The following is an 18,361-nucleotide window of genomic DNA, read 5'->3' as shown; positions in this document are numbered from 1 at the left end:
TTCGGGGAGAAAGAGCTTTTATCGCTGTTTAACTATAACTAATTATTTGGGACATAACTGACGTCGTAGTCGACTGCCCCCAAGTGAGTTACTATTTTTTCAATCAACGGCATTACATCGTTCCAAAGTTTTTCGCCTTCTGCTCCAAACATTTGCCATTGTTTGTCGTTTTCGCTGAAATGTTCTGCTGCGCCACTGCCCGTTTCATCAATAAAATATACCACATTCATTGCCGGTGCAAACACAGGGTACAAGGTGTAAAAACCATTTTCAATTCCGTGCTTTTTACGAAGCGAGATATACTGTTTTACTAATTCCTCAAATTCTTTTTCCTTGCCGTATTTAATATGGAACTGTTCGAAAAAGCGAAATTTCTGACCGGTACGTATACTCGTTTGTTCGGGAATAATTGACAATTCTGGCTGTAATTCCAAAATCAATCCCGCAATCGAGGTGAATGATTCTTCGAAAAGAGCTTGCAGTTCTTTTGACTTTTCGCCGTTTTCTTTCCATAACTTCTGAGAAGTTGCTTCAATTTTATCGATATCGGCATAGTTTGTAAATGGAACTGAGTACCACAAATACCCATCGTTGGTGTATTGCGTGAGATTGGCAAACGGATAGTTTTGTTCAGCCAAAAAGGCATTCTGGCTTTTAAGTGCCTGTTGCATTTTTTGCAACTGTATCGGATTCACCTGTACTTCCCAAACCATATATTTGGGTTTTTGGGGAGTTTCCTGGGCGTGAAGAGTTGCGAAATTAAGGGAAACAAAAGCTAGGATTAGCAATCCTGTAAACAGTTTTTTCATGTTGTGAAGTTTTAGTTATTTACTTTAATTCGGTTAAATATTAGAATAAGTTACTGATTATTAATGTAAAATACAAATAGGTGTTTTATTCGGCAGGGACCATATTTCGTGAATTTTAAGTTGGTGTTAGATCAAAACAAGAATGTTTCGTCACTTCCATGAGAGAGCGCCCTTGGTAAATGACAACTTACTTATAATTAAGCAGGATAGAGAAAGGAGGACTACAAGGACGACAATTTCATCAATAATGAAAATACCGCGAACAACCGGAATAATTAATCTCGCCTGTGGTATTTTCGAGGTATTTGATGATTGTTTCAGCAGCTGTTAACTCCTGCACTTCGCCGTTTTCAGGAAAATATGGCGAATGAACCACCGGTATATAATCATTAATTCCCACACGAAGTATTTTATCGTTGTCCAGGTATTTACCCGATTCATCAAAAAGAACTACATCTTGGTCAATTTCATCAATCAGAATTCCTGAATAATAAAAACCGGCACCCGATTCGGCCAGAAACTTCTTAATATCTGCAACACTCATTTCGTAGATAACAGTGCCATTATTAAAAGGGGAAATCTCGTAAATTTCGCGTTTTGTAATCGGGCCTTCATAGAGCACCGAACGCACTCCACCGGTATTTTGAAACGAAACATCGGCATTGAGATATGTTTTTATCGCGTCGGTATAAAAACAACCGGTAGCCAATTTTGAGTGGTTTGCCGATGAATAACCAATTTCCTTATATAATTCGGGCCAATCGTTGTATTCATCAATCAATGCTTGAATCTGTTCATCCTTCTCTTCGAATTCATCCAGATCGATAAGCGTAAAACCGGAGTTTTGTAGTTCCCTGTCTTTTATTGTGAGCTCAATTTTTCCAAGGAAATGGAGGTAGGAGCCGGCCTGATAAACAGGAATACCATTACTTACAGTGTTGAGCATCGAATGAGAGTGCCCGCCGATAATCACGTCGAAAAAAGGATTATTAGCAGCAAGAAGATTATCCAATGTAGCACCCAAATGAGTTAAAGCAATAAGTAAATCAGCATCTTCCTGTTCTTTTAAATTGGAATAGTTACCTGCAATATTCAACGCTACATCAAAATCATAGTTTTGTACCCTCCACGGATGCGACGACGGAATAGTTTCATGTGCGGAACCAAAAGTCTCCAGTAATCCTAAAAAGGTAATTTTCAGGTTGTCAATTGCAATGGTTTTATAATCAAGAGGTTGAGCATGTTCTCCGCTTTTTGCTGTAGCATTGGCGCAAATCCATGTAAAATCCGATTGCTCAATTCTGTCTTTTAGTATTTCAGGACCATAATCAAAGTCGTGGTTTCCGAGCGCCATTACATCAAAACCAACTTCGTTCATCAGGTTTATCATTGGCCATCCTTTTGGCTCGGCATTATCCACCACCGGATTGCCCGAAAACATGTCGCCCGAACTCACCACAATTACGCTGTTGTTTTGTTTCTCCTGGTCGATAATATATTTCACCTTCGAAAAATTATCGATTTGTCCATGCGAGTCGTTTACAAAAAATATGGTTAGGTTTTCTACCTGGCTTTCAGGAGTGGGCTCACTTTTACTGCAACCAATAAAAATCAGTAGCAGGAATAGAAGTATTGTATGAACCGTTTTCATACATCAAAGTTAGCCCAAATTCTGCTCTTTTGGAGTACAACGGGATTGAATATTTTCTTAGCTAAATTTACAAGAATGCTTTTATTGCATGCGCCAGCTGAGGTTTTTGATTTCGCCGCCCCGAAGTATTTTTACCTTGTAAGTTTGGCCACTTTTCATGGTATTCAGGTAGTCATAAAATTTAAGGATATTCTCTGAAGAATTCATTTGAATATCGTCAAACTGAAGAATGATATCGCCTCCGGCCAATATTTCCGTATCTCCAATCTTCATTTTTAAGTAGCCCCCTTTTAATCCCATAAAATATGCCGGTGAGTTTTCAACCACAGCTTGTACCATCAAGGCTCCTTCCTGAGGAATATTAAAGATTTTACAGAAGTCCGCTGTCATTGCCAAAATGCGGGTTCCAAACCAAATGCGGCCGTGCTGTTTCAAAATCTCTTCAGCAATCGATGAGGTTGCAGCAAACCCAAGTCCTTCAAAACCACCTGAAAAGGATAAAATTGAACTTACAATTCCAACAACTTCACCATTCATATTAAACATCGGACCACCGCTATTGCCTTTATTTATGGAGGCATCGGTTTGAAAGAACTCCTGGAGTTTTTCGTTGTTTGCCGGACTTTTCTCAACATGTTTTCCACTAATAATTCCTCTTGAAACAGAATGGGCAAGGCCCAGCGGATTACCTATAATAAAGATATCGTCGCCAATACGCATTTCATTTGAGTTGCCAATTGGTGCAGATGGAAAATCGGAGGCCACCAGGTTTAATTGCAACAAAGCAACATCCGATGTTTGATCGATGCGCCTGATCGTTGCTCCCGTTTGGCTGCCGTCGTAAAATACAACCTGAATTTGCGATGCATTGGCTACCACATGAGCGGCCGTAAGAATGTATATTTTTTTTTCTCCAATTAGCACTCCCGATCCCATTCCTTCTCCGGCTGTAAATCCATTGGGATTTCCCTCTCCTGCATTTTCTTTTTGTAATACCTGAATGGTAACAACACTTTTATTTACTTTTTCAACTAAATCGGCAAAAGTTTGGGCTTTCGTACTTAGGGCAAATAGAAGTATAAATGCCAATGAATATAGTTTGAGCATGTTTCTGTTTTTAGAATTTTTCTTTCAATATACGGCATTTCAGTTTAACAATAATCATCCGAATTAGATTTATTTGGCAAAATTGGATGTTTTCTGAACGAAGACATTTTTTGAAGATTTAAACATTACAATCTGGAAAATTGTTAACAGATGTTAAAATAAGAGTGCCTTTTCAACATTGTGTTGCGTATCACTTAACCATAAATTTATATGCTTTAACTTTGATTTTTGAATTAAACTGGCTACGGAGCTACAATTAAGTTGAAGTTAAATCTTCACTATTGATAGTTAAAATAAATTATGATTTTCTACTCTTCGTTTGAAAATATCTACCTGATTTTACCCATAATCGGCTTTGTAATAGGGCTTTTTGGAACCATGCTTGGAGGAGGTGGCGGCTTTTTCTTTTTGCCCGTGCTTACCTTACTGTTAGGCGTTCCGGCACACACGGCTGTTGCTACATCGCTGGCAGCTACTTTGCCAATTGGTTTGGTTGGCTCTTGGGGGCATCATAAAAAAGGGAATATCGATGTTAAAACCGGATCGTTGTTTTGCGTTGCCGGAATTGTTGGAGCTTTACTGGGGGCGCGTTTAACAAACTTTATCTCCGGATCGCAACTAAAGTTGTTATTTGGTATTTACTCCATTTTAATTGCCATTAATATGTTGGCGAACGGTGCCCGCAAAAATCAGCAGAAATTAGGCAAAAGCGATAAAGCAGAGAATAAATTAATACGCATTACAAAAGGTTCGTTTTTTGGATTATCGGCGGGTGCAATAGCCGGAACGTTTGGAACCAGTGGAACAGCACCTGTTATTGCCGGTTTATTCTCGATGCGACTACCCGTAAAACTGGTTGTTGGAACTTCGTTACTGGTTGTACTTGTAAATACGGTTTTTGCATTTGGCGCGCACTTTTTGGTTGGAACTATCGATATTACACTTATTGCTTTTTTAACTGCAGGTTCGGTTATCGGTGCCTTTCTTGGGCCGCGACTGTTCGCGAAAGCAAAGATTGGAAAATCGGAAAAGAAGGTTCAATACATTTATGCAGCAGTGGTTGCAACTATTGGTATTTTAATGATTGTAAACAGATAATATGATTCTAACCATATACATATTTATTCTTTCCTATTTTCTGCTTGGGGCAATAGGTTTTTACCTGATAAACAGAAAAAAGGAAAAGGCAGTTGCACGTAAAAGCTGGACGAAGTTTATTACCTATTTCGTAATTATTCACGTTCTGTTTTTTAGTATTGTAATTAATCCTCGTCTGTTTCAGGTCTTGGTCGGGTTAATTCTGCTTTTTGGTGCATTTGAACTGCTAAGGCTTTATATAAAACACGGTTACAGGAACTCAGGCTTCGTTTTACTTTCACTGGTAATTTATGCGATTTTAGGAACAGGCCTGTGGCTATTTAGTGCGAAGGATAGTAACCTGGTTCTTTTTGCATTTTTGATTTTATCGATTTTTGATGCGTTTAGCCAGATTTCAGGGCAGTTGTGGGGGAAAACGAAAATAGCTCCCAAAATAAGTCCTAACAAAACGATTGGCGGAACTGTTGGTGGTGGATTGTTTGCACTGGCAAGTGGTTTTTTTCTAAGTGGATTATACAACAATACATGGTATATAATAGCAGGATTATCATTGGGGATAATCGTGTTTGCATTTTTGGGAGATATTGCAGCATCGTTATATAAAAGAAAGTTTGGCGTTAAAGATTATAGTAATCTTATACCAGGCCACGGTGGTTTTCTCGATCGCTTTGACAGTTTAATCGCCGGTGGTGCATGGGTAACACTCTTTTTTCTGATGATTGGGTAAAAACTGTGCATTTGGAGAGATGATTTCGGCAGTTCAATCATTAAGAAAAAACAGAAAGCCTGGCTGAAGATAATTTTGCTGACAGAAAAAGGAGAGATAACAAAGCGGGATAATTATCCGCTGACAAAAACATTTTTATGGGGAATACAATAACACTATCAGTAGTCTATTTTATTGCTATTATTTTGTTGCTGGCTTTTAATGAGCTGAATTACAGGCGGCTTAAAGTTAAGGGCGAGTTTACACGAAAATTTGCGCATTTTACTGCCACCATAGCGGTAGTGCCCTTTCCATACATTTTTTCAAGTCACTGGTATGTATTTGTTCTGGCGCTGATATTTTTTGCGGCCCTGTTTATAACGCAATACAGTAAACAGCTGAATTCCATTCACGATATCGACCGGAAATCGATCGGAAGCTACTTGTTGCCGGCTTCAATTTATCTTACGTTCTTAATGTCGGATTTGCTCGACAGTAAATTTATTTTCATCCTGCCAATGTTGATTTTAGGAATCAGCGATCCGATGGCCGCTATTGTTGGAATTAGCTTTAAAACAAATAATCACAAAATTAAAATATTGGGTATCGATACCGGGAAATCGATCTTCGGATCGGGAGCATTTTTAATAACAAGTTTTGTTATCAGTCTGATAGCCTTATATTTTAATAGGGGTGTTTTCGATTTAAAAACCTTTTATATCGGTTTGACTGTTGCGGTAGTAAGTACGCTGGCAGAATTATTTAGCTGGCGGGGATCCGACAACCTAACCATTCCACTTGGTGCTGCCTTTACACTTTTACTTTTAATGTAACTATGTAAAATATAGCGCAAAGCTGGTATTTCTGATAAAAAAGGAGTAATTTGTATATAGTAAAGCAAGGAGAGAGGAAAACTGAGATAGCCAAGTGAGGACTTCAGAAAGTCTTCGAATCAAATTTTACGTCATGAAAAAAATCGTCATTAACGGAGCAAACGGTTATGTTGCTTCAAATTTTATCAACGAATTATTGTTACAGAACTTCAAGGTAGTAGCGCTCGCACGCAGCAATAAAAAATACACTGCCGAAGAGCGCGTAAAAGCAGCCTTAAAAGAAATGAAAGAGGGGGAGGATGTTGATTTTACCAATCTGGAAGTTCACGATTATTCATTGTTCGAAGCGGATTTTGCTTTGCAGGAAAGTGAGTTAAATGAAATATTTAGCGGAAATATCGACTATTTCCATTTTGCAGCCAGTTTAAAATTCGATATAAAATCAAAAGAAGAAATATTTGGAACAAACCTTCAGGGAGTAACCAATTCGATTAATACTTTTCAGAAATATTCAGCAAAAGAATCACGTTTTTACTTTGTTAGTACGGCCTATTCTTGTGGTCGTATCGAGGGAGCTTTTAAAGAGAAATTCTATGAGAATGCTGAAATTGATGCCTTCCGGAATTACTACGAACAATCGAAACGATACGCTGAAAACGTAATTAAAGATTACATCGATAACAAAGGTTTAAATGCTTGTATTTTGCGTTTGTCGCAGGTGGTTGGAAATAACAAAACGGGCGTAACCAAAACCGATTACGGAATTTTCGATTTCTCGAAACGCGTACAAAATCTCGCAAAAAAATATCCCGGAAGTGTAATTCGCTTAAAAGTAGATCCGGAGTCAACTCAAAATCTTATTCCAATCGATACTGCAGTAACTTACCTGATGAGTGCGGTAAAAGCCGAACAGGTTCCGGTTATTCTGAATTTGATTGCAAAAAGCTCAGTAAAAAATGAAGATATTCTAGGCAGCATCAGCAGTTTAATGCCAATAAATCTCGTTCCTGATATGACTTTGGAAAAGGAGCAAATGAACTCGCTCGAGCGAATTATGGCCATCGGCATGTCGTTTACAGGAGCATATATCGACACAAATATTGCTTTCGATACAACCAATCTCGATTCGATTGTAGAAGAAGAAGTGAGCGAGGTAACTGCCGAGTCGGTGCATCGTATGCTTACCTATTTTCTGAATGGCGAAACAGGCCAGCAGACAAACGATATAAAAGCTGCTGTATAAATCATTGTTATTTCACCAACTAAATTTTAGGTTTACACCAATTAAGTTTAAACGAGTATTATGAAGAAAATCTTTGTACGTGGCGAGAATATTGTCAATTTACCAAATGCGATTAGTTTATACCGTCTTTTAGCGTTCCCAGTAATTTTTTATGCAGCACTTGTTGGCGACGAGCCCTTATTTGTTGTGCTACTCTGCGTGAGTTTGGTTAGCGATGTTTTGGATGGAAACCTGGCGCGTTATCTCAAGCAGCAAACACATTTTGGAGCAGCACTCGACAACCTGGCCGACATATGTACTTACGCGATGGCCATTTTAGGTTTGTTTGTATTTAAGTGGGCCGATATTGAACCGCACAGTTGGTTTTTGTTTCTGTTCCTGGGATTGTTTGTTGTTAGTTATTTTGTGTCTTTTGCACGTTTCGGAAAAATTCCCGGACTGCACTTGTATTCAGCAGTTTCGGCCGGATATGTACAAAGTATATTCTTTTTTGTATTATTTGTTTTTGGTTTCTACACCTGGTTTTTCTACCTCGCAGTAGGATGGGGGATTGTAGCCTACACCGAAAAAATACTTGTTCTTTTTAAACTCGACGATATTAAGATCGGGGTGAAAGGACTTTACTGGTTAATAAAAGCTCAAAAAGAAGCTAAATAATTACAAGCCACATTCTTCGGATGTGGCTTTTTTGTACACTAAAGTATTTGATTTTAACAGCAGTAAAGTCGTATATTTGATTAAATCAAAATACGCCCGACTTTTGAAATCAGCACCAATTATACTTCTTTTTCTCCTGCTCCTCAGCTGCGGTACTTCAAATGCCCAAGGCAAATTCAAGGAAGTTTGGAACGAGCGCAACGCACGTAAAGAAGCCGTTATAAAAGCAGGAGAACCCTGGTTGTCGCCGATGTTTGCACCTGCCTACACAGCCGATGCCGGCCTGCTCATTTCGGGAGGAATGTTATACTCGTTCCGGGCAAACAAAAATGATAGTATTTCGCAACGATCATCGCTTCCTGCTACCATCTTTTACAGTACCAAAGGAAATTTTGGGATTCAGGCGCATTTAAAAACTTTCTGGATGGAGGACAAGTTTCGTTTTGATGCCAGTCTCGTAATCCGCGACAAAGACAACAATTACTATGGAAAGGGATTTGATCAGATTGAAGCTACCCACCAATCGGATACAACAACATTGTATCACGAAACCAATTCATCGCTTGATATCGATCTCATTTACAAGATAAAACCGTCAGTATTTATTGGAGTTAGCTTTAAACCGGCATACGTTGTTACGAAAAGTTTTGCAAAACCGGTTGAAGATGATCCGTATCGATCACAGTTTGCCGACACCTATTTTCTGAACGGAATTGGGGGGCAGTTTGCTTACGATACACGCGATATTGTTGTAAATGCCTGGCGCGGTGTTTATGTCAATTTAGCAGCAATGTTTTACGATAATTTATGGGGAAGTAAGTACGATTACCAGGAATATACTTTAGACGCACGTTTTTATAAAACTTTAACGCGTCCGGGAAATGTGCTGGCGTTTCGCTGGTTTACCCGAAGTACTTATGGAGATGTGCCAATAACCGAGTTGTCAGATTTCTCAGGAGGGAAAAACCTGCGTGGTTATTTGTTAGGGCATTACCGCGATAATACTACTGCTTTTCTGCTTGGCGAATGGCGCTACACTTTTCAAAAAAACAATGGCCGTTTAAGTAAAAGTGGTATGGTAATATGGCTTGGTGCCGGAAGTATTGCTCCTGATGTGGTTGGATTAACGAAATGGGTGCCAAACGGAGGAGTGGGATACCGGCTGGAATTGCAACCTCGGATGAACGTATGTGTTGATTTTGGCGTAGGCCGCGATTCAAAGGGTGTTTATTTCAATTTTGTTGAGGCTTTTTAAATCATTTTGGTATTTTCTTCTTGGCTGCGTCGTCCTTAAATTCTTATCTTTAGGTAGATTTATTTACCAAGTTGTACAGCACTTTTTTAATGCCAAAACGCTTTCGATACATTTTATTTCTTGTGGGAATGGTTGGCTGGGCTTTCGTTTCAAATGCCCAAAAAAACGATACCATTTCTATTCGTTTCGATCAGTTGTTGATGCTGAAAGACACGATTTACTATGGCGTTGACGACTCAGTGGTGATTCTCAACGAGGGAACGGAGTACGATATTATCAAAAATTTTCTGGTTCGAAAGCCGTCGTACTACGAAAAACATCCTGATAAAATAGAATCGGTGAAACGCCTGAACAGTCGCTATGGAAGCCTGTTGATGGGATCGATAAGAAGTAAAGACGAACAACTTCCCAAAGATTTTAATCCGTCCGATCAGTATTTTGCTTTTTATAAAAATCGGATCATAAAAGAAATTACCATCGAGCGGGTGCCGGTACTCGACGGCAATCTTTTTGATACAACTAACGTTAACATCTCCGGATTTGGCCGTTTTCTGAATAAAACTTACAGCCCGACGCGCGAACGGGTGATTCGTAAGAATCTTCATTTTAAGGAGAACGACAAAGTAAATGCCCGTATTTTTTCGGATAACGAGCGTCTTTTCCGTGAACTCTCGTATATAGAGGATGCGTTTATAAAAATTACACCACTTGAAAATTCATCCGATTCGGTAAATGTTACGGTAATGGTGAAAGACCGCTACCCGATTGGAGTTGGTGGCGACGTGAATGATTACAATGCTTTTGAAGTGGAACCTTATTCGCGAAATTTTGGAGGTCTGGGGCATAGTATTGGTATTATTGGCGAGTTTGACGGCGACACCGAAGAGAAGTTCGGTTATGGAGCTTACTATGCTATAAATAATATGTGGGGCACCTTTTTCGATAGCGAAATTCGTTATCAGGATGGTGTTGACAGGGAGAATTTTATGATTCAGTTTGAGAAACCGTTTTTAACCACACACACCAAAAACGGGGGTGAAGTCATTTACCAGCGACTACGCGAAAAAGTATCTGAACACCCGTTTTCGACCGATTCGCTGCAAAATGATAACAGCCGGTATCATTTAACTTATTTTGATTTGTGGCTGGGACACTCTTTCTTTTTTCATTCGGATATTACCCGGTCGTTTCTGAATTTTGCTATGCGCTACGCTTCATTTCAGTATAAAAATCAACCGCTTATTGATGAATCGACAAACTACCAGTTTCATAACCGGGAGCTTTATCTTGCCGGTCTTTCGTTGCAACGCGTTTCGTATATAAAAACCAGTCGGCTGTTACAATATGGCACGGTTGAAGATGTGCCGATCGGGTACAATTTAAACACAACAGCAGGATGGGAAGAAACAAGTTATTACGATCGTTTATACGCCGGGTTACGCGCCAATTATTCGTTGTATTTTAACAATGCGGGTATTTTTTCGGCATACACCGAAGCCGGTGGATATTTAAATGACTCGAAGCTGGAAGATGGCCTGGCAGGTTTGCGTTTCGATTATTTAAGTCCGCTGGGGAAACTGGGCGATTACGAAATCCGAAATATCTTCGAACTGAAGTTAAGTACTGTGCGCAATCCTCGATATTTTATTCCTTACTATTCAACCCGCACATTTGCAAACGAATACTTAACCGGGTATAAAAACTATTCGAACTTGTCGTTGTATTACCGGCCGGTTTTTTATTCCAGTTATCAGATTTGGGGATTTCGGTTTTCGTTTAATCCATATTTCAATATAGGATGGTTAGGAAAGTCAAATGCAGCAAAAAAAGAAATTGACCGATATTCGCAAATTGGTATCTGGGCCAGCACAAAAAACGAGAGTCTTATTTTCCCTGCTATGCACCTGCAACTGGGTTATTTCCCAAACCGGTTGGAACAGGAACCACGTTTTGTTTTTACGATTGTTTTCAAGGACATTAAAGTGTTTAAAGATTTTACCTCGCTTAAACCCGAAGCTGTTAATCCTGCCCGCATGTTTTAAATGTATTTTGGGTGGTTTATAAAGAACTAAACCGGAAGTTTGTTGCAGTTAAAATTACTTTCTCCTGTTGCGTCTTCTGATAATGTATAGGATTATAATTAAAACCGGAATTACGATAAAGAAAATGATGTTGGGCAGCGTCAATTCCAGTGGATCAGGTTTTCCACTGGGAAGTCCGCTTGGTACCTGTGCTGTAGCCACAATTGATACGTAAAGGAGAAAATTGAATATGACCGATTTCTTTATCATAGATAGTATGTTTAATTCCTTTATATAAAGCAAGTAGGCTCGGCGGTTTGTTCAATTAATCGTGAAATTTTACACTAAGATTTTAAGCATAAAAAACCGCTCCATCATTCGATGAAACGGTTTACAAATATTGTTACCTTTTAATTTCTTATTAATCAGAAATTTAGTGTTGTTGATTTTTGCGAAATGGTAAATGTCTTTTTCAGCGTACCGGCTGAATAAGTTCCGTCGGTATATAAACCGTTTTCCAAAGTTCCGGAATATGAACCTCCGGTGTACAATTTGTATGTTGATCCCGAGGCCAGGTCGGAAGATGAGAAAATCAGGAACGAATAACTTCTCGATGGTTTGAATGTAAATAATTCGGTACCGTCGTTTTTTTCCAGGTGGATTATAGTGCCGGAACTGATTGTTTGTTGCGAAGTTACGGTCAGGAAGTTTTGTGAAGAGCTGGAGCTAAAGCTTTCAGCCATATTCGAATTCATTCCGGAAATCACTACAAAACCACCGTTTACCAATGCTGTTCCATTTACGTCTAATCCCACTTCAACATTCGATTGCGGCCCTTGAATTACCACAGTCCCTCCGCTAATCGTAATATTTCCGTTACTATCTAAAGGATCACCACCGGTAGAACTCAGGAAAGTGTAACCGCCGCTAATGGTTAACATACTTCCGTCGTTGCTTTCTCCTCCGTTGCCATAGGTTGCGTTTATACAATCGTCGGAAGAAATGGTTTCCAACGATCCGCCTTTAATTTTAATATTAGGTGCTTCAAGGCCCTCATATGATTTTGTAATTGAAATCGTACCGTCGTTAATGGTAATTGTTCCTTCCGCTTTTATACCGTCGTCGGCTGATGAAATAGTAAGTTCTCCGCTGTTAATCGTAATCGACTGATCGGCTTTCATGGTTTTCGACTCAACCGCATCAGTGCTGCTGTTGGGGCCCCAGCCACTCGTAGAAATACTTATCTCGCTGCCCGTAGTGGTTAAACTGGCTACTGGCACAGTTGTTCCGTCGCCGATAATGATATTCCCATCGCATGAAATTCCTTTTCCTCCGCTTCCTGAATTGGATAGAGTAATGGTTCCGCTGATAAAAGTTAAGTCTCCATCAACCTTAAAACAGACACCGTGGTAGGCATCTTTTTCGCCGATGGAGTTGGTGTAAGTACTCCCGCTTCCGCTCGAAACGATCGTAACCGTACCACTGTTAATCGTCATATCTCCGTCGCAGGAAATTCCACGAGATGCTTTTCCGGTAGTTGTAAAATCGAGATTAGCTCCATCAATATCAAGGTTTTCGTCGCATTTAATCATTGTACAATACGACGGATCGTATCCTGAACCTTCCGCTTCAAGCACCACATCGCCGGCAGCTGTTCCGCTAATCGTTCCTCCGTTCAAATAAATATCCTGTTTGCTTTTTAATCCTTTCGATTGATCGCCCGAAATATTCAAAGTAATATTTCCTCCGTTAATGGTCATGGTGCTGTCGCAGGCAATTCCTTTAACATCTGCTGATTCGCTGTTGATTACGATCGTTCCACCGTTTATTTCAATATTGTATTCATCTCCGTCAATGCCGTCTCCATCCGAAGTGATGTTAACAGTTCCTCCATTCATAATAAATCCTTCAGAAGCATGAATGCCGTCTTTTACAGCACTGGCAATTGTGATAACGCCTTCTTCCACTTCAATTCCTTCATCCGACCGAATGGCATGCTGATCGTCGCCATAGCTATTTATGGTGAGATTTCCGCCGCCAATAAAAACAAGCTGGCCTTCGCTGAATAAAGTCGCTTTCTGGTCTTCTTCTTCACCGTTTACAACGGGCGCTTCGTCGTAGGTTGTTCCGTCAGTCAGCCAATTATCAGTACCGCTAACCATATGGATTGTTGCTTTCTTTTCTGATTGAATATTGATGGCCGGGCCAACCGGATTAGTAATTTCAAGTCCGTTTAACAGGAGGTTGAAACGTTTTTCGGAATATATTTTCAGACTTCCGTTGGTGGTATTTCCCGAGCAGATATAATTGATATCTTTTGTATCGGCTTCCGTGGTAATGGTAACATTTGCACCATCGGTTTCAACTGTAACACCGTTTGATGAGAGTGGATTTGTGACAGTGACATTGGATTCAGAATAGTCGATGTACACATTTTTAGAAGCGTCGGTCGTATACGTAATACTATCGATGGATGAAACATTATATTCCAGAACCGTTCCGTAATTTGAGAAATAAAGAATTGAATAGGAAGCATCGAAAAAGATGCTGTCCGATTCGTAGATTTGGTAAGTATCGGTCGATCCATCAACATGGAAGTTGATGTATTGCTGGGCAAAAAGGGAAGGGGCAGTTAGTATAATCAGTAGGATTATATAAATCTTTCTCATTGTTTGATGAATTTAAGGATTTCACTGTCAATTGAAATGAAATATATTCCGGGTGTCAGTTCGCTCACATCCACTAAATTTTCTTGTTCGTACAACTGAATTTGTTTTTTTACAGTTCCCGTGATCGTGTATATAAGTGCTATCTCACTTTCGGAAGTTTCAGGTCGGGAAATGGTTAATGTTGAAGATGTCGGGTTCGGATAAACAGAAAATTCTGTTTGATATTCAATCGTCGAAACGGAAGTAACGGTCTGATCGAAATACATCTTCTTGGTTAAGAAAATACTGTAATAATTGTCTGTTCCGTCGCCGTTCTCAAATACAATATTGTCTCTGCTGAAGACAATTTTATTTATGGATTCGAAATTGTAATTCTGTCCATCTGTGGTCAATAAATTGATGGACTGTGAGAAGGAGCCAAAAGAAATCAGGCATAAAAATCCCACAATTAATAGATGTTTAAGTTTTGTCATCTGAGTAATTATTTAAAGTTTTCACTTATCTCAGAAATAATACATTTAAGAAGGATATTTCCCTAATTTTTTACAGGTGTTTTACTGGAAGATGTTGGGAAAGAATTTTCCGGAATGGCATAAAAAAACCGTCTCTCAAACGAAAGACGGTTTCATATCTTTTGGGTTCGGAGGTTTGTAACCTCCGGTTCTTATGCGGTTAAAAACCGCAAATCCCATTTACTTCTTGTAGATTTTTTTGTATCCGTAAATAGCGCTTGCACCCAATTCTTCTTCGATACGAAGTAGTTGGTTGTATTTTGCCATACGGTCTGAACGGCTCATAGAACCTGTTTTAATCTGACCAGAGTTGGTAGCAACTGCAATGTCGGCAATTGTTGAATCTTCAGTTTCACCCGAACGGTGAGAAGTTACTGAAGTATAACCTGCACGGTGTGCCATTTCAATTGCGTCTAATGTTTCAGTTAAGGTACCAATTTGGTTTACTTTGATAAGGATTGAGTTAGCAGCACCCAATTCGATACCTTTTTGCAGGTACTCAACGTTTGTTACGAAAAGGTCGTCGCCAACCAATTGACATTTGTCGCCAATTGCAGCGTTCAGTTTTACCCATCCGTCCCAGTCGCCTTCGTCCATACCGTCTTCAATTGAATCGATAGGATATTTTGCAATCAATTCTGCCAGGTATGCAGCTTGCTCTTCCGAAGTACGTTTTACACCGTTTGGCTCAAAAATACTGTAATCGTAAACACCATCTTTGTAGAACTCTGATGAAGCACAGTCCATAGCGATAGAAACATCACCACCTTCTTCTGCACGACCCGGTTTGTAACCGGCGTTTTTAATTGCAGTAAGAATCGATTCGATAGCTTCTTCAGTACCACCTAACATTGGAGCAAAACCACCTTCGTCGCCAACTGCAGTTGAAAGGTTTTTAGCAGCCAATACTTTTTTCAAAGCGTGGAAAACTTCAGCACCCATACGCAAACCTTCACGGAAAGTAGGAGCACCAATAGGGCGGATCATAAATTCCTGGAAAGCGATAGTTGCATCAGAGTGCGAACCACCGTTAATGATGTTCATCATCGGAACAGGCAATGTTTTTGCGTTAGTTCCTCCGATGTATTTGTATAATGGAAGCTCAGAGTACTCGGCAGCTGCTTTTGCAACAGCCAACGAAACACCTAACATAGCGTTTGCACCTAAGTTAGATTTTGTTTTTGTACCGTCAAGTTCCAGTAGTTTGCTATCGATAGCCACCTGGTCGGTAGCATCCATACCAATAATTTCTTTTGCAATAACGTCGTTAACGTTTGCTACGGCTTTTAAACAACCTTTTCCTAAGTAACGGCTTTTGTCGCCATCACGTAATTCAAGTGCTTCGTTTTCGCCGGTTGATGCTCCAGATGGAACAGCTGCACGGCCAAATGCACCACTTTCGAGTGTTACATCAACTTCAACAGTTGGGTTACCACGAGAATCGATAATCTCTCTTGCTTTTACGTCGCTAATTAACATTGTAAGTAGTTTTTATTATTTAACTTTTCTAGATTGCTAGTGCAATTTCTGCAAGGTAAACGTCGGGACGCTTAAATTGTTTCACGAAATTACGAAGATTAATGCATAGTTAACTCCTTTTTATATGAATTTAAGATCATTAATTTGGTTTACAATAAAATACGTTAGTGTAAATCGTGACTTTGGTTCAGTTTAAGAACTTGGAGGGCTCGACGAATTATCGTAAAAATCGTTTGAGTAAATATTATTGAATAAAATTCTATTGCAATTATTTCCTGCCGGAGGCCGTCATTTTTGCCTTGATGCAAAAACGAAGCAAAAAGATCAAGGCTGCTTTTGAGCTTCATCCTCCGTCTTCATAAACCCAAGTTCGGACGGGTGATCTCCTCGCTCACTCGGAGCTTCCCGCTCTCTCTAAGGTTTTATTTCGACTCCGGGCAAAGCTCAAAAGAGGCAGTTCACTGATGTAACGTAAGCTAGATCAAAGTTTGGCCTCGTCCGGTGAGCCGAAAACAAGAGGTGACGGCGTTAAAAAATTACTGATGTTTGAGGAGGTACGACGAGTTTCAGGAATTTTAACTGGCAGCGCGTATCTTTTCCGTGGGAAGCGGGCGCAGCCTTGGGTTTTCTGTCTACTCTTTGGGCTAAGCCAAAGAGTAAAATCTGAAAAGTTAGTTTCTTATACTTATGTGCTTGAATTCATCTGCAAAACACACACAGTATGACCTAAAAAAGGAGGAATTAGGTGCTATATTTCGTTGTTTTCTTTCAGAATATCATAAACCAGTGCAGTGGCATCTCCAACAACTTTCCGGCAAATAATTTTGTGGTGTTTGCGGTCTTGTACCTCCGCTTCGGTAGCATGTTTAATTAAAAGCTGGCGGCAGTTTGTAGTTCCGTGAATATCTTCAACCAATGTATTTAATTTCCGAACTTTTTTGTAGCTGTTCAGCTTCGTTTCCATGTCTTTCGGTTCTTCGTTACCGAATGCCAGTCCCATAACCATAAAACCACCGGTAACCGCTCCACAAGTTTCGCGTAAACGTCCCATGCCACCTCCAAAAGTAGCTGAAATGCGCTTGGCCATGGTTTTGTCTAATTTAAAATGATCTGCAAATGCAAGCAATACCGACTGCGAGCAGGCATAACCTTCATCGAAATGTTTTAGTGCTTCTTCAATGATAAATTCTTTTGTAATATTTGTTGTCATTTGCACATATGATTAAAAAGAAAGGCACAAAGCTATGGATTTCTCCTCAACTTTGTGCCTTTAACTATATCTTTTTCACAACAAATTGTTGCGAATTGTATCTGAATTAAGCTTGCGAAACTGCTACTGCAACAGCAACAGAAGCACCAACCATTGGGTTGTTACCCATTCCGATCAATCCCATCATCTCAACGTGAGCAGGAACTGAAGAAGAACCGGCAAACTGAGCGTCAGAGTGCATACGTCCCATCGTGTCAGTCATACCGTAAGAAGCAGGACCGGCAGCCATGTTATCTGGGTGAAGCGTACGACCAGTACCACCACCAGAAGCAACAGAGAAGTATTTTTTACCTTGCTCTAAACACTCTTTCTTGTACGTACCTGCAACAGGGTGCTGGAAACGAGTTGGGTTAGTTGAGTTACCTGTAATCGATACATCAACACCTTCTTTATGAAGGATAGCAACACCTTCGCGTACATCGTCGGCACCGTAGCAGTTTACATCACCACGAGTTCCTTCAGAGTATTTCTTACGGCTAACTTCAACAACTTCGCCTGTAGCGTAATCGAATTTAGTTTGAACGTAAGTAAAACCATTGATACGTGAGATAATTTTTGCAGCGTCTTTTCCTAATCCGTTAAGGATTACACGTAAAGGCTCTTTACGAACGCGGTTAGCGAAGTTGGCAATTTTAATTGCACCTTCAGCAGCAGCGAATGATTCGTGACCTGCTAACAACGCGAAACATTTAGTTTCTTCGCGTAACAACATCGCAGCCAGGTTACCGTGACCGATACCTACTTTTCTGTCGTCAGCAACCGATCCCGGAATACAGAAAGCCTGTAAACCTTCGCCTAAAGTTGCAGCAATTTCAGAAGCTTCAGTCTGGCCTTTTTTAATGGCAATTGCAGCACCTACAATGTAAGCCCACATTGCATTTTCGAATGCGATAGGCTGCGTATCTTTTACAACGTTATATACGTCAACACCTTTATCGTCGCAAATTTGTTTTGCTTCCTCTACCGAAGCAATTCCGTATGAATTTAAAACAGCTTCAATCTGTTTAATCCTTCTATCGTAACTTTCAAATAATGGCATAATTCTTTCCTC

General features: G+C 39.9%; 16 protein-coding genes. 7 read left to right on the top strand and 9 right to left on the bottom strand.

What is annotated here, in order from left to right; genetic code table 11:
* Nucleotides 1-38: 38 nt before the first annotated feature.
* The 3 genes from SLH46_RS12250 to SLH46_RS12240 all read right to left on the bottom strand — a co-directional run bounded on the left by SLH46_RS12250 (nucleotide 39) and on the right by SLH46_RS12240 (nucleotide 3,567).
* Complete coding sequence (locus SLH46_RS12250) at nucleotides 39-809, bottom strand: hypothetical protein (RefSeq protein ID WP_320281479.1); 771 nt, start codon at nucleotides 807-809, stop codon at nucleotides 39-41.
* A 241-nt stretch (nucleotides 810-1,050) separates the two neighbouring features.
* Nucleotides 1,051-2,460 (bottom strand): bifunctional metallophosphatase/5'-nucleotidase, encoded by a 1,410-nt coding sequence (locus tag SLH46_RS12245; protein ID WP_320281478.1) that lies wholly within the window; start codon nucleotides 2,458-2,460, stop codon nucleotides 1,051-1,053.
* 81 nt (nucleotides 2,461-2,541) lie between these two features.
* Nucleotides 2,542-3,567, bottom strand: a complete 1,026-nt coding sequence (locus tag SLH46_RS12240; protein WP_320281477.1) for a S1C family serine protease — start codon at nucleotides 3,565-3,567, stop codon at nucleotides 2,542-2,544.
* A gap of 300 nt (nucleotides 3,568-3,867) precedes the next feature.
* Here SLH46_RS12240 and SLH46_RS12235 point away from each other — a divergent pair, with 300 nt between their 5' ends.
* The 7 genes from SLH46_RS12235 to SLH46_RS12205 all read left to right on the top strand — a co-directional run bounded on the left by SLH46_RS12235 (nucleotide 3,868) and on the right by SLH46_RS12205 (nucleotide 11,401).
* Nucleotides 3,868-4,665 (top strand): sulfite exporter TauE/SafE family protein, encoded by a 798-nt coding sequence (locus SLH46_RS12235; RefSeq protein WP_320281476.1) that lies wholly within the window; start codon nucleotides 3,868-3,870, stop codon nucleotides 4,663-4,665.
* A 1-nt stretch (nucleotide 4,666) separates the two neighbouring features.
* Nucleotides 4,667-5,392, top strand: a complete 726-nt coding sequence (locus tag SLH46_RS12230) for a phosphatidate cytidylyltransferase (protein ID WP_320281475.1) — start codon at nucleotides 4,667-4,669, stop codon at nucleotides 5,390-5,392.
* 137 nt (nucleotides 5,393-5,529) lie between these two features.
* Nucleotides 5,530-6,204: a diacylglycerol/polyprenol kinase family protein gene (locus SLH46_RS12225; protein WP_320281474.1), complete on the top strand. Its 675-nt coding sequence runs from the start codon at nucleotides 5,530-5,532 to the stop codon at nucleotides 6,202-6,204.
* Between the two features lie 133 nt (nucleotides 6,205-6,337).
* The gene (locus SLH46_RS12220; protein WP_320281473.1) at nucleotides 6,338-7,447 is read left to right on the top strand and encodes an SDR family oxidoreductase; all 1,110 of its coding nucleotides are present in this window, start codon (nucleotides 6,338-6,340) and stop codon (nucleotides 7,445-7,447) included.
* Between the two features lie 60 nt (nucleotides 7,448-7,507).
* Complete coding sequence (locus tag SLH46_RS12215) at nucleotides 7,508-8,104, top strand: CDP-alcohol phosphatidyltransferase family protein (protein ID WP_320281472.1); 597 nt, start codon at nucleotides 7,508-7,510, stop codon at nucleotides 8,102-8,104.
* A gap of 103 nt (nucleotides 8,105-8,207) precedes the next feature.
* Nucleotides 8,208-9,359: a BamA/TamA family outer membrane protein gene (locus SLH46_RS12210; RefSeq protein WP_320281471.1), complete on the top strand. Its 1,152-nt coding sequence runs from the start codon at nucleotides 8,208-8,210 to the stop codon at nucleotides 9,357-9,359.
* An 89-nt stretch (nucleotides 9,360-9,448) separates the two neighbouring features.
* Nucleotides 9,449-11,401 (top strand): hypothetical protein, encoded by a 1,953-nt coding sequence (locus tag SLH46_RS12205; RefSeq protein WP_320281470.1) that lies wholly within the window; start codon nucleotides 9,449-9,451, stop codon nucleotides 11,399-11,401.
* A 54-nt stretch (nucleotides 11,402-11,455) separates the two neighbouring features.
* Here the strand turns inward: SLH46_RS12205 and SLH46_RS12200 are convergent, their stop codons facing one another.
* From SLH46_RS12200 to SLH46_RS12175, 6 genes are all read right to left on the bottom strand, one after another.
* Nucleotides 11,456-11,650 (bottom strand): hypothetical protein, encoded by a 195-nt coding sequence (locus tag SLH46_RS12200; protein WP_320281469.1) that lies wholly within the window; start codon nucleotides 11,648-11,650, stop codon nucleotides 11,456-11,458.
* A 155-nt stretch (nucleotides 11,651-11,805) separates the two neighbouring features.
* Complete coding sequence (locus SLH46_RS12195; RefSeq protein ID WP_320281468.1) at nucleotides 11,806-14,049, bottom strand: carbohydrate-binding domain-containing protein; 2,244 nt, start codon at nucleotides 14,047-14,049, stop codon at nucleotides 11,806-11,808.
* Nucleotides 14,046-14,522, bottom strand: coding sequence for a T9SS type A sorting domain-containing protein (locus SLH46_RS12190; protein ID WP_320281467.1), 477 nt, complete (start codon nucleotides 14,520-14,522; stop codon nucleotides 14,046-14,048). Before SLH46_RS12190 ends, SLH46_RS12195 begins: the two co-directional genes overlap by 4 nt.
* Nucleotides 14,523-14,741: 219 nt before the next feature.
* The gene (gene eno, locus SLH46_RS12185) at nucleotides 14,742-16,040 is read right to left on the bottom strand and encodes a phosphopyruvate hydratase (RefSeq protein WP_320281466.1); all 1,299 of its coding nucleotides are present in this window, start codon (nucleotides 16,038-16,040) and stop codon (nucleotides 14,742-14,744) included.
* Nucleotides 16,041-16,788: 748 nt separating this feature from the next.
* Nucleotides 16,789-17,250: a C-GCAxxG-C-C family protein gene (locus SLH46_RS12180; RefSeq protein WP_320281465.1), complete on the bottom strand. Its 462-nt coding sequence runs from the start codon at nucleotides 17,248-17,250 to the stop codon at nucleotides 16,789-16,791.
* Nucleotides 17,251-17,356: 106 nt separating this feature from the next.
* A complete protein-coding gene (locus SLH46_RS12175; protein WP_320281464.1) occupies nucleotides 17,357-18,349 on the bottom strand; it encodes a GGGtGRT protein in 993 nt (330 codons plus the stop codon).
* Nucleotides 18,350-18,361 lie beyond the last annotated feature (12 nt).

It is taken from the genome of Draconibacterium sp. IB214405, assembly GCF_033963885.1.
Lineage (GTDB): Bacteria > Bacteroidota > Bacteroidia > Bacteroidales > Prolixibacteraceae > Draconibacterium.
The sequence above is the reverse complement of the archived record's forward strand: the minus strand, read 5'-3'. Positions and strand labels throughout refer to the sequence as shown.